Consider the following 12,888-nt stretch of genomic DNA (forward strand, 5'->3'; position numbering starts at 1 on the left):
ACTGCCCGCTTGTTCTTGTCGCCCGATCAGTCTTCCAACATGTATTCGGGCATCTTGATCGCGGTCGAGGCATAAAATTCCAACCGGCCCAGCACTTCGGCGATACATTGCTGCACGCCAACTTCTGGCACCCATCCAAGCGCCTTGAGTTTTTCTGCGCTGAACTTGGGAAGGCCGATATTATTGGCCGCCGCGATCTCGGTATAGGGGTTATCCGTCTGGCCGAAATTCATGATGTCCCACATCTTGGCCTGCACATCGTAGATGGTGATGGGCTCGTCCCCGGCAACGGTATAGCACTGGTTGCGGGCGCGTTCATCAGTGGCCACCAACGTGGCCGCGCGTCCGATATCCGAACCATGAGTCCACTGCATCATGTCCCACATGCGGCGCTGACCTTCCAGGTTGTCACTGTCGCGCAGAGTGGAGATGATCATTTGCTCGATAAACGGACATTTACGGCCCGCCACCTGCGTGGGACGTAGGATGGTATAGTCGATTTCACCCCGCTCGGCGGCCTCGAAAATCAAGTCCTCGGCTGCGATCAGGCTTTCACCGGCTGCCGCCTGCTGTGGGCTGCCATGCGCCTCACGCGGGGCGTCATCCAGCAGTGGCCACATGGCCGGTGACCTGTGCGGCGTATAAACGTTGTTCGAGCTGGTAAAGACGAAGCGCTGAATCTTGCCGGCGCAAACCTCAAGAAGGTTGCGCGTGCCCGTAACGTTTACCGCGTGCAGATCTTCGGGCCGGCGTGAGGGTGGCGGGGCGATGACAGCGGTGTGAAACACCATGTCAATGCCATCGATGGCTTCCTCCAGTGCCTGGCGATCAGACAGCTCCCCCGGCACCATTTCGATCCGATCGCGGAAGTTTACCCGGTGCATTGCATCCGGCAGAACAAAGACGCGCACGTCGTAGCCGGTGGTCATCATGACCTCCAGCACATATTGCCCGACTGCCCCGCTGGGACCGGTTACAAGTACTTTCACCTTCGCCTCCGAACGTGCCGGCCCGCTGATGGATCACAGGCCGGCTTCTTTTGGTTATTCGCTTGAATGGATCAGCCGTTATTGCCCTGACGACGTGCCATCATGGCCTGCCAGAAGGGACGTGCCTGTGCGGCACCGCCATCAGGCGCGTCACCCTGGTTCTGCTGAGCGGCCTGGGCCATGCCCTGAAAGCCACCGTTTTGGCGGAACTGCTGCAGGCGGCTCTGACGTTGTTCGCGACGCTCGGCTGCGGCGGCACGGCGGCGTTCGAACTGGTTGCGGCGGCGCTCGGCGGCAGCTTCCTGATCGAAATCCTCGCCCGATGCGCGGCGGTCGAACTCGTCCAGGTAAGGCTTCAGCGATGCTTTCCCGGTGGCTGGCTTGTCGCCGGCGGCTGCATCGATCTTGGCCAAGATCTTTTCACCGTCATTCGCAGTCAGCACAGCGGCACGGTAAGACTGAACCGCCGCTTCAAAGTTGCCTTCTTCGGCGAAAGCGTCACCATAAAGACGCTGCACGATCACAGCGCGGAAGTTGTTGCGAGGGATCGACGACAGAATCTCGCGCGCCTCCGAAAGTTTCTTTTGCGGGATCAGAGCCCGAACCAATGCGATCTGGGCCGTGGTGCTGGGACGACGACGGCGATTGCGGCGCTCATGAAATGCCTCGCGGCGCTGCTGCGCCTGTTCGCCCATCGCTTCCAAGCGTTCCTGCATCCGCGGGCCCGGAGCCATACGCGGGGCATCAACAGCTTTGCGCAGGACCTCTTCGGCGCCGGCATAGTCTTTCTTGACCAGCTTCGTGCTGCCCAGCGCCATCAACAGGCGCAGGTCTTGCGGGGTGGTGTCCAACGCCCCGGTCAGAACAGCCTCGGCGCGGTCATTGTCTCCGGTGCGGTGGCACAGCGTTGCAAGCTGCAGCGCCGACTGACGGTCACCCGGGTTGGCGGCAACTGCAAATTCCAGTTGCGCCTTGGCATCGTCCTGACGATCCATGCCGGCCAAAACCGTTGCCAACTGACGGCGTACGCGTACCGATTGCGGGTCGATTTCCACCGCGCGTTCCAACACTTCCACCGCGGCCTCTGGCTTTTCGTTGCGACGATGCAGCGAAGCCAGACCGGTCAGCGCAGGAATAGAGCTTGGGTTCAACGAAAGCGCCTTGTGAAAATGGGTCTCGGCGTATTCGGGATTGTTTCCCTGTACCCCCACAGACGCGGCCATCAGGGGCGCGGTAGCGTTATTAGGATCAACCGACATGGCGCGTTCAAAATACTGGGCTGCGTCTTCCAAGCGGCGGTCCCGCTGCAACGACATGCCATAGGCGAGAATGGCGCGCAGGTTCGATGGGTCCTGGTCGATCATGTTCTGCAACTCAGCGCGGGCTTCGTCGTTGCGGCCTTCACGCATCAGGCTGCGCACATAACGCATCGCCTGACCTTGGTCATTCGCGACCTGTTCGACGTTCGGCATCCACTCTTCAGTATTCGACATTTCTCTCTCCACTATGCGTCACTGCACGTTTCTGCGCAGCCGTATTCTATTTTTATGCCTGAATTGGTTGTTCTGAATCTTTATCTTTGTCGGTCTTGGTCCCCCCGAATTCGGGAACCAACATATCATTTGCGCCTTCAAATACCAAAGGTTGGTTCGCGGCGGGACGCGGAAGTTTACCTTCGTCCTGAACCACTTCGATGATCTGGCGCAGCCCTTCGGCGAAAGGAATGGACGGACGGAACCCCAGATGGGTCTTGCCCTTGGAAATATCGTATTGCTGCTGATAGCGGCGCCAAACGCGTTTGCGGTCCGGGTCCAGGTCTTCTTTCTTTGGCTTGCCGACGGCAATCCGCGTCATTCGCCCGATGTCTTTATAGGTGATGACATCCGGCCCCGCGACGTTGAAGGTTTCATTCGCCGCCTCGTCCTGGAAACAGGCGCGCAGGATCGATTCCACCGCGTCGTCAATATGCACGAACTGGCGGGGCTGTTCGCTGCCCTGTCCTTCGCCGAAATCGGCGTTAGAGGCTTGCTCGCGCACCATCAGGTCCACCAGCGGATCGCCAATACCGTAAACCAGCGCGAACCGCAGGATCGAATGCTCATAGCCATGCTTGCGGCCATAAAACCGCAACAGGTTCTCACCCGCCACCTTGGTCATGCCGTAATCGGCCAGGTCCTGCCCCCCATCCACGCGCACCGGGTGGCTTTCGTGGATCGGCCATTCCTTTTCGTTGAACTGGTTTTGATAGGCCGCGACCGAGCTGGAAAAGATGAACCGTTTCAGCACGTTCGACCGGTTGCACGCGCGCAGCAGCTGATGCGTGCCGTGCACGTTGGTCTCGCGCAATGGCTCAACCGCGCAGGAACCGCCCAGACGCGCCGCCATATGCAGCACCTTCTCGGCCCCGTCCACCAGCTTGTCCAGCACCGCGTCATCCTCAAGGAACCCCTCGATCACCTCGTGGTTGGGATGCGGGTCGATATCCTTGGCCGTGCCCGGCAGCGTCAGCGACCGCACCGTGTATCCCGCATCCAGCAGATGCGGCACCAGGTGTTTGCCGATGTACCCCGTGGCGCCCGTGGTCGCGATATCTACCTTCACGCCATCATCGCGCACCTTGGCCGGTTTCGGCAGGGTATAGGCGCGGTGGCTGGGGTCGCCCAAAAAGATCTCGGTCCCGCCATCAGGGTTTTCGACATATTGCCAGCGCGAGGCAAACCGCGCCGGGCTTTTGCCGCCAAAGACATTGGCGGTGCCCACGGCCAGCCCCTTGGGCGTCGACACCATCGTGCGGCCGCCGTAATTGTAGGGGTTGTTCATGCCGTTGATCGTCACCGGCATCCAGTTCACACCATCCTTGGTGCGCCACATTTCGAACCCGCCGCCCACTTCGGCCATCTGCTCGAAACTGTGCGCGCCCACCAGTTTCTTGGCAGTTGGCGAGGGGCGGTGCGCGTATTGCAGGAAGACCGACCAGTCAAAGGTCGTGACATAAAGCCAGCCATCATGCACGCACATGCGCCACGTATAGCCCGAGAAGATATTGTCAAAGCCTGGCCCAATGCCCGACAGCGGGTATTTCATTCCGTCCGGCGTGTCGCGCGGCAGGCCCACCAGCAGGTCCCAGCTGTCATCGGGCCAGATGCGGATGATCTCACCCGCCGCAGGGCCCACAAGGTTGGTACGGTCATAGCCGCCGTTCTGGATCGACGAGCCGACGTAAAGCGCGCCGTTGAACTCGACCATCCCCATGGCGATCTCGGACAGCGGGCCGCGATAGGCGCCCTTGTCGATCACTTTGCGCCATTGCAGTGGGCCGTCGCCGCAAGGGGGCGTCGTCCAGACCTGATAGCCTTCGTAATTGTTGAAGGTCCCGGCATAAAGCTGATTGTTGGCGGTGGTCATCATGAACACGCCGTTATTCGTGGGGTCGCCAAACCCCAGATCCATTGCCACTTCCCAATTGCCGGGCCGCGGGTCGTTGGAGCGTTTGATCACCCCGGTGCGGTTCGAGTTGAACTGGATCCCCTCGCCCGCGGGCGGCGCATAAAGGTAGCCGTCAAAGCTGACCAGTTCGCGGAAGGTCGAGATATTGTCGTTGCCGATGCCCGGCTCGCAGGCCGGTTCAAAATTGATGCCATCCTCGGACCGCAGCACATGCGCCGCGCAGCCGCGCAGCACTGTCGACATGGTCGACACGTAAAGGTTCGGCTTTTCGTCGTTGATGCCCTGGAACACGCGCGCCCCGCGATAGCCAAGATCGCGCGGCGCCGGTTTGCCGTGCTTGCCCGGGATCAGCGGCGACCGATAGGCCATTTCCCAGCTGTCGGTTTCCGGCGTCCAGCGCCAGATCTGGCCCTGCATGTCCAGATCTTCGACCGAGGGCGGCACGTCCACCACCCACGGGTCCAGCGCCGGCGGGTCAATCGGAGGGAAAAGCTTCAGCAATTTGAACGAGTTGCGGGTCATCCCGCAATACAGCCGACCCTCGAACCATTCCATACCATGCACATAGGCGTTTGACGGATCGCCGATACCATTCTTGGCAAGTTGCCGGAATTGACCGGCGTTCAGCCCCGTCCCCGCTTCTTTCGACACGTTCTGCTCTCCACCTTCACATTCTGTGGTCACGGCTGTTCTGTCCCGTCTTGGGCGACACCCATTTGTTCCGAACTAGCACGACCAAGGGCGCCGAGGAAAGCGTCCGGCCGCAGCAGTGGGAAGTAATGACCTGCATTTGGAACTTCGATCCGGCGGGCCTGCGGCAAAAGCCGCATCAGGCCATCGCGGCTTTTCAGGTACCGCGAGCGCCCGCCATAAACCAAATCCACCGGCCGCGAGACCCGCGCCAGTTCCAAGGGGCCAAGGCCGCCGGGGTCGCGGAACTGACGGTTCGCGGGCGTGCGTTCCATCAATTCGCGCCAGCGCCGCATGGCGCGGGTTGGGCGCTGCCGGCCATTGCCGGCCTGAATGCCCGCAAACGCCCCGGCACCGCCGGCACCGGCGCCGTCATCCTCGGCATCCAGCATTTCCTCGAAAAACGCCTGCGCAACGCGCGGCATCTCGCCCTCAACCTCGATCCCGCGGGCCGACAGACGGGCGCGCAGCCGTTGCCACGCAGCGCCATCGTTCAAGGGCGGCATCGCCTGCAACGCGGGCACCCAGGCATCGGCCAGCGTCAGCCTGGTCACCAGATCGGGCGCCTGTACCGCCGCCGCCAAGGCCACGGCACCGCCAAAGGAATGACCGATCAGATGGGCATCCTTGATGTCCAGATGCTGCATCAACGCCACCACGTCGGCGCCCAGATCGGTGGCCCGGTACCCCTCGCCCGACATCGCCGAGAACCCGTGCCCGCGCAGATCCAGCGCGGTCACGCGATGCGTTTCCGCCAGTTTCGGCGCCACCCGGAACCACCAAAAAGCAATGTTGCAGAACAACCCATGCACCAGCACGATATCGGGGCCCTGCCCCGTCTGCTGGTAATGGATCATATGCCCGCGAAGGGTCGCCCGGGGCATGCGTTTAGAGGTAACCGAGCGATTTCAGCCGCTCTTTGATCTGCGCCTGCGCCTCGGCATCCAGGGTCGAGGTGTCGGTATCGCCCTTCAACTCGTCCACATCTGTGTATCGCGGCGCGTTTTCGGCCAGGTAGGCGTCGTCAAACGTCGCCTCGCACAGCTTGCCCTCCATATCCGACGGAATGGCCAGCCCCAGCGAATAGATCGCGGTGGGCGCCACATCGGCGATATAAAGGTCATCCAGCGCCTTGCCCTTGGCCATGCCAGGGCCGGTGGCCACGAAGATGCCATCGGGGTGGTGCGTGGCATAAGGCACCTGACGGTCCTTGATCGCCTCATCAGCGCGCAGCACCGACAGGAAGCTGTAATCATGCAGCATCAGCGTGATATCGGGCGCGCGGTCGGTATAGGTGCCGGGGAAGGCATCCTCGCGCTTGAACACATGCATCACCACCGGCTTGCCGGTATCTGGGTCTTTCAGCGCCAGAAGGTCCTCGATCATCTGATCGCGGAACGCCTCGTATTCCTCGGGCTGCACGCCGGGTTCGTCCGGGCCATTGGCCTGACGGATAAAGATCGCGTTGGACGACGAGCTGAGCGCATAGGCCTTGGTGGTGTCCCAGTTGATCAGGGTCGAGGCCTCGGTGTTTTCGTCCAGCGCCACGCGGCCCTGATCGTCCATCGGGGTGCCATCGACCCAGTCCAACAGGCCCATTTTCTCCAGCCAGGTGTTGGCATAGAAAATGCGCGCGCCCGAGCGGGTGAACCCGTGATCCGACACGATCATCACCTGCGCGTCCGGGCCGGCCTTGTCGATCATGGCCTGCACGTAATTGTCGACATCGCGGTAATATTGCAGCGCCAGTTCGGTGGTCTTCTTGGCGTCTTCGGTCTGATACTGATCGCGGGTCGCGCGGTCGATCAGGTGATAGCACAGGTGCTGAATACGATCGACGCCGTCAAACAGCACCGCCATCAGTTCGCACGGTTCCTCGTCCATCAGCGTCAGCAGGATATCGCACCACCGTTTCTCGCGTACGATGTGGAAGTTGACCCAATCCTGCAGCTGGTTCTCGCCCAGACCCTGCACCGCCTTACGCTCGTGCTGCCAGTCGGTCGACATCTCGGACGCCTTGAACACGCCCTTTTCCTTCAGCATCTTAAAGACCGGGCGCGGGTGGATCGCGCGGCCCAGATAGGACCACGGCACATAGCCGGGGATCACCACGCCATCAATCGGCTTGGCCGGGAAGCTGACCGGGAAGTTCAGCGTGGTGGCGCGCAGCCCCTCGCGGCTGGCGATCTGCCAGATCGTGGGCACCATCACATCGGCCGAGGTGGCCAGCGTATAGCTGGGCTTGTCGCCATCGCGGTCAACGCGGATAAAGTCGAACACCCCGTGATTGCCCGGCGTGCGGCCCGTGGTCATCGTGGTCCAGGCCGGCGGGGTCAGCGGGTGGATGGTCGATTTCAGAATACCGCGCGCGCCGTCTTTCATGATGCGACCCATATTGGGCATCACGCCCTCGTCCACCAGTTGATCCAGCAGGTCATAGGTTGCGCCATCCAGCCCGATCAGCAGGGTGCGGATTTTGGTATCTGCCATAATTGCGTTCCATCCTTTGTCGCCACGAAGCCAATGCCCCATGGGTCACGTGTTGTAATCTCTGATCGCAAAGGAACCGTTGTCTTGGTCAGGCTCAAAGCCGTTTGAAGGACCGGGACAACTCTGAAATACGCCTTTGCAACCTCTTAACAATTCTCACCCATCACCGGGCCGCCCCGCGTCCCGGGTCTTCGTCCACTTAAGCTGACGCCTTCAGGCTCAGCTCGACCACCGACTTAAGAATGTCGTCAACGGTCATATCAACCAGCATCGTGTTCTCGTCGCGCATCTTGCGGAACAACGCGTCGCCCAACCCATAAGATTGCTGAAGCTCAGAGATCAGATAGACAAGGCTGATGGATTCCATCCCGAGGTCAATCAGTTTGGAATCGGCCGACAATTCGCCGCCATCTCCGTCCAAATCGTCTTCCAGATCTTCGAAAATTTCCTGCAGCGCTGCCAGCGCGTCGTCATATGTTACTGCTGCCATCTCTCACAATCCTTCTTCTAATGCGCACCCGATCGCGGCCTCAAAGCCACAACAGCTACGGTTTCGGGCACAATCTCCGTTACTACACGCACGTTGACAAGGGTGCCGCCGCTCTTTTCGGATACCTGAAACCCTTCTGCGTCACCCGTGATTGACGTGATTTCAAACCGGTCAAACATCGTCGCCAGCCCCGCACCATAGGCTTTGCCGGCTGCTTCTTTTGCGCACCACATCGCCGCAGCCAGCCTGTCACGGTCTGCACCAGACGTTGCTTGCGCCAAATAGCCGCGCTCGGCCGTGGTGAATGCCGTGGCCAGAAACGCCTCGTCCCGCGGTACGATCCGTTCGATATCCACGCCGACACCCGCATATTTTGTGGCGTCTGCCGCGGCTGCGATGGCGTATTCACCGCTGTGACTGATCGAGATCAGGGGCGCCTGCCCCCAACTCTCGGGCCAGCTTGGGCCGATCATTGGCGGGGTGTCGTCGGTGCTGGGCTGCACCTCGACATCCGCCGGGCAAAATGCCAATCCGGTCACCGCACGCACCGCATCCTTGGCCGCTGCGCGCCCGCGCAGCCATTCCCAGCGGCGCTTCTCGGTCGCGTCGGCCAGACCGTCCCACTCCAACCGCTCCGACGGCGACAGCTGCAGCCCGGCCAGAACCTTGGCCCAGATGCCGCCGCTGCCTTCCAGCAAGCTGGTCGAGATATCGGTGACCGCCGTCAGCGCCAGCCCATCGCCGGCCTCGATCACCGCCGAAACCGGGTTCACCGACGGTGCCAGGCGCGCCTGAAAGAACCGATCCGGCAGGTTGAACCGCTTGTCCCACCAGCCGTGGATACGACATTGCAGATGGCCATCGGCGCTGACTACGTCGATATAGCTCGACATCTCATCGTCACCGATCAGGTCGATCTTGCAGCGGCAGCGCGCCTTTTCACCCGGCGCCAGCGGGGCGCGGAACATCTCCAGCCGCTCCACCCGGAACGGAAAGATGTGGAACGCCTCGTCAAGGCTCTCGGCCGACCACACGCCCACCAGTTGCCCCACCGCGTCCAGCGTGATTGGGTCGGTCTCGAAATAGGGCTGCGGGATCCCCTGATACAACGTGTCCAGCGGCAGCCCCTGCAAGACACCCTCGCAGCCATCGCCGCTGGCCAGATCCATGTTTTCGATGGCGTGCAGTTTCGGCCCGTGAAACATGATGCGGCTATAGACATCTTCCAGCGACCAATAGGCGCCGCGATGGGCGTCATAGCTCAGCGGCTCGGCCAAAGGTGCGGCGGGACGCTCGGCCGCCAGCTCGATCTCGGCCTCCACCAGAATGGGCCGCAAAGCCGGGCCATCGGCGGCGCGCAGGCGCACGTGAACCTTGCTCACTGCGCCCTGTTCCTTCAACTCCGCCGTGGCTTCCAACGCCAGAACCGGCCGGTCCAGCGCCAGCCAGCGGCTGGCCCGAACCTCGTTCATCGCGACCACCACCATCTCGGGGCACAGCGCCGCCGCGGTCTCGGCCAGCGCCTCCATGGTAAAGGTCAGCGGCACCACCGGCAGGCCCGACAGATCGGGCCACAGCATCGAGATATCGCGGCCAAAGCTGTGGTCCAGCAGATAGGGCGCGCGGCCCGTGTCGATCTCGATCCGCGCGGTCAGGCTGCGCCCATCGGCGGCCCGCTCGGTTGTCTGCAACATCGGGAACCGCTGCGGCGCGGCGTCGGGGGCCGCCACCTTTGGGGCCTCGCCGGTAAAGGCGCCAAAATAGGCCGACATGATGTCGCGTTCGGCGCTGACAAACTGTTCCATCGTATCAAAATAAGACGCCACCAGCGCCTCTTGCGGTGATGCCGACGGGGCAACCGGCGCCTGGGGTTCAGGCGCGCGCGGGGCTTCGGGGGCGGCGGGCGCAACCTCGGGCGCGCGCTTGGTCTTGCGCGGCGGCACATTGGTCAGTTCCATCGGCTGCAGACCCATTTTCAGCACCTGCGGGCGCGAGGGGCCTTCATCGGCCTTAACAGCCTCTTCAGGCGCGGCGAAGGCTTCGGCGTTCAACGCCACCCCTTCTACCGACAATTGCGCGATGAAATGGTTCAGCTGGTCCAGCCCCACCCGGCCCGGCGTGTCCATCGCCAGCGCCACATGCGGTTTGCCGCGAAGGATATCGTTGGTGAAGGCCGTCAGATTGTTGCGCGGCCCGCATTCCACAAAAATCCGTGCGCCATCGTCATGCATGCGCTGGATCGTCTCGGTAAACCGCACCCGCCCCGACCATTGCGCCGCCGTCAGCTTGCGGATGTCGTCGCCCGCATCGCCAAAGGGCTCGGTCGACAGGCAGGAATAGCACGGCATCGACGGCGCGCTGATGGCCATATCCGCCATGAACCCCTCCAGCCGCTTCGTGAACTCGGCAAAGGCGGGCGAGTGATAGGCCCGTTCAAACGGCAACGCCTCGCCGAACCCACCCAGCTCGCCGGCCAGTTTCTCGGCCCAGTCGCGCGCCGCGGGCGAGAACGCAGCGATCACTTTTTGATTGGGGCAATTGTCCATCGCCAGATAGACATCGTCGCGCCCGGCCAGTGCCGCGTCCAGCTTGGCATTGTCCACCGCGCCAATGGCAATCAGCGCGCCTTCGGCGATCACGCCCTCGGCCGACATCTGTTCATAAGCGTCGTTCAGCGCCCGCATCTCGGCCTGCAATTGCGCGGGGTCCTCGCGGCTGGTCACGCCCGCGGCATAAAGCGCCGAGTATTCGCCGGTGGAATGGCCAACCACCATATCCGCGCGCAGGCCGATCTTGTCATAAAGCGCCGCAACCGATTGATTTGCCGCAAAAATCGCCTCGGGCCCAATATCCATGCGCCACAGGCCCTCACCCTCGGCGGCGACGTAAGAGGGCGGGTAAATCACCTGGCTGGGCTTCAGCGCGCGCGGATGCCCGGCAAAAGCGCCATCCACCAGATCAAACCAGCCGCGCATTTCCGGGTGATGCAACATCACCTCGCGCAGCATGCCGATATGCTGGCTGCCCTCACCGGGGAACATGAAGGCCACCTTGCCTTCCCGCGCCAAAGGGGCCGAGGTCAGATAGGCCCCCTTACGGTCCTTCAGCTTCTTCTTGCCCGCGCCAATGCGATCGGCAATTTTTTGCAACTTGGCGGTGGCCTCGCCCTTGTCGGCGGCCACCACACCGGCCCGCCAGTCGCCATCGCCGCTTTGCGCGTTCACCTGGCGCGCCAGCGCGGCCAGCGTCACCTCGGGCGCGGCCAGCGTGTCAACCACCTGCGCGATCTTGGCAACCAGCGCCGGGCCATCGGCGGCGTCCAGCACCACAACCTCGGAACTGCGCGTCAGCTGCGGCGCGGGTTGCGGCGCACCGGTATATTCCTCCATCACCGCATGCGCGTTGATGCCGCCAAAGCCAAAGGCGTTCACCCCGGCGCGGCGCGGCGTTTCCTCGCCATGGATCCACGGGCGCGCCTCGGTGTTCAGGTAAAACGGCGTGTCCTCGATGCCCAGATCGGGGTTCGGCGTGTCCACCAGCGTCGGTGGCAACGTGCGGTGATAAAGCGCCATCGCCGTTTTGATCAGCCCGGCCGAGCCCGAGGCCGGGATGCAATGCCCGATCATCGACTTGACCGCGCCCAGCGCCACCTCGGGCTCCTCGGACGCGCGGCCGCCAAACTGGCCTGCCAGCGCCTCAACCTCGGTCGCATCGCCCACCGATGTCGCGGTGCCATGCGCCTCGATCAACCCCACCGATTTGGGGTCGAGGCCGCTTTGCTGATACGCGCGTTCCAGCGCCAGCGTTTCGCCTTCGATCCGGGGGGCCAGAATGCCCAGGCCCTTGCCGTCTGACGCCACGCCCACGCTGCGCATCAACGCATAGATCTTGTCACCCGCCGCTTCGGCATCCGACAGGCGTTTGATCGCCAGAATGCCAACGCCTTCGCCCAGCAAGGTGCCATCGGCCTCGGCCGAGAACGGTTTGATCGATCCTTGCTTGGACAGCGCCTCTAACTGGCAGAAAATCTGATAAATCGGCGCCGGGGTCGAGGCATGCACCCCCCCCACAATCGCCATATCGCACAGGCCCGACCGCAGGTCGGCCATGCCACGCTCCATCGCGATCAACGACGAGGCGCAAGCCGCATCAATAATGTAATTCGCGCCCTTAAAATCCAGCCGGTTCGAAATGCGCCCCGACACAAGGTTCGGCACCAGGGCCGGCGCAATCTCGGCGTTAAAGGGCGGCAGCGAGGCTTTAAGTTCCTTCTTCACCGCCGCCAGTTCCGCAGCCTCGGTATCGGGATGCAGTTTCTTCAGCACATCAAGAAACCGGTCGATCATGATGCCGTGCTGCACAACGCTGGTGAAGCCGCGGTTGATATAGGTCCCCCGGCCCAGGATCACCGCCACCCGCTCGCCATCCACGGGGCGTGCATCAAACTCGGCATCTTCCAGACAGCGCGCCGCCAGTTCCAGCGCCAAAAACTGGTCCGGCTCGCCGCCGTCAATCGCCGTCGGCATCACCCCGTGTTTCAGCGGGTCAAACGTGGCCAGATCGCGCAGGAACCCGCCCTTGGTGGTATAGACCCGGTCGTTCTCGCGGCTGTCGGGGTCAAGGAACAGATCGCCATGCCAATCGGCCGGCGCCTCGTCCACCGCATCCACCTTGTTCAGGATGTTCTGCCAGAACGACACCCGGTCAGGCGCCTGCGGAAAGATGCAATCCATGCCAATAATGGCGATGGGCTCGTTCAGATCGGGCATCGACATTCTTGCC

At 62.4% G+C, this 12,888-nt stretch carries 7 protein-coding genes; all 7 read right to left on the minus strand.

Annotated features, from left to right (window positions below; all coding sequences use genetic code 11):
• Positions 1 to 26: 26 nt before the first annotated feature.
• Positions 27 to 989, minus strand: coding sequence for an NAD-dependent epimerase/dehydratase family protein (locus ACMU_RS10135; protein WP_035259194.1), 963 nt, complete (start codon positions 987 to 989; stop codon positions 27 to 29).
• A gap of 71 nt (positions 990 to 1,060) precedes the next feature.
• The gene (locus ACMU_RS10140) at positions 1,061 to 2,482 is read right to left on the minus strand and encodes a tetratricopeptide repeat protein (RefSeq protein WP_081805485.1); all 1,422 of its coding nucleotides are present in this window, start codon (positions 2,480 to 2,482) and stop codon (positions 1,061 to 1,063) included.
• 52 nt (positions 2,483 to 2,534) lie between these two features.
• Positions 2,535 to 5,120 (minus strand): NAD-dependent epimerase/dehydratase family protein, encoded by a 2,586-nt coding sequence (locus ACMU_RS18785; RefSeq protein WP_236626236.1) that lies wholly within the window; start codon positions 5,118 to 5,120, stop codon positions 2,535 to 2,537.
• On the minus strand, positions 5,117 to 5,983 hold the full coding sequence (locus ACMU_RS10150) for an alpha/beta fold hydrolase (RefSeq protein ID WP_035259200.1): 867 nt from the start codon (positions 5,981 to 5,983) through the stop codon (positions 5,117 to 5,119). Before ACMU_RS10150 ends, ACMU_RS18785 begins: the two co-directional genes overlap by 4 nt.
• 31 nt (positions 5,984 to 6,014) lie before the next feature.
• Positions 6,015 to 7,616, minus strand: a complete 1,602-nt coding sequence (locus tag ACMU_RS10155) for an alkaline phosphatase family protein (RefSeq protein WP_035259728.1) — start codon at positions 7,614 to 7,616, stop codon at positions 6,015 to 6,017.
• A gap of 199 nt (positions 7,617 to 7,815) precedes the next feature.
• Complete coding sequence (locus tag ACMU_RS10160) at positions 7,816 to 8,106, minus strand: phosphopantetheine-binding protein (RefSeq protein ID WP_035259202.1); 291 nt, start codon at positions 8,104 to 8,106, stop codon at positions 7,816 to 7,818.
• Positions 8,107 to 8,123: 17 nt separating this feature from the next.
• The gene (locus ACMU_RS10165; protein WP_081805487.1) at positions 8,124 to 12,881 is read right to left on the minus strand and encodes a type I polyketide synthase; all 4,758 of its coding nucleotides are present in this window, start codon (positions 12,879 to 12,881) and stop codon (positions 8,124 to 8,126) included.
• Positions 12,882 to 12,888 lie beyond the last annotated feature (7 nt).

It is taken from the genome of Actibacterium mucosum KCTC 23349 (assembly GCF_000647975.1).
Taxonomy (GTDB): Bacteria; Pseudomonadota; Alphaproteobacteria; order Rhodobacterales; family Rhodobacteraceae; genus Actibacterium; species Actibacterium mucosum.

Coding starts and splice junctions, on each gene's coding strand:
- ACMU_RS10140 (WP_081805485.1), bottom strand. CDS start 2,482: ATGTCGAATACTGAAGAGTGGATGCCGAACGTCGAACAGGTCGCGAAT.
- ACMU_RS10150 (WP_035259200.1), bottom strand. CDS start 5,983: ATGATCCATTACCAGCAGACGGGGCAGGGCCCCGATATCGTGCTGGTG.
- ACMU_RS10155 (WP_035259728.1), bottom strand. CDS start 7,616: ATGGCAGATACCAAAATCCGCACCCTGCTGATCGGGCTGGATGGCGCA.
- ACMU_RS10160 (WP_035259202.1), bottom strand. CDS start 8,106: ATGGCAGCAGTAACATATGACGACGCGCTGGCAGCGCTGCAGGAAATT.
- ACMU_RS10165 (WP_081805487.1), bottom strand. CDS start 12,881: ATGTCGATGCCCGATCTGAACGAGCCCATCGCCATTATTGGCATGGAT.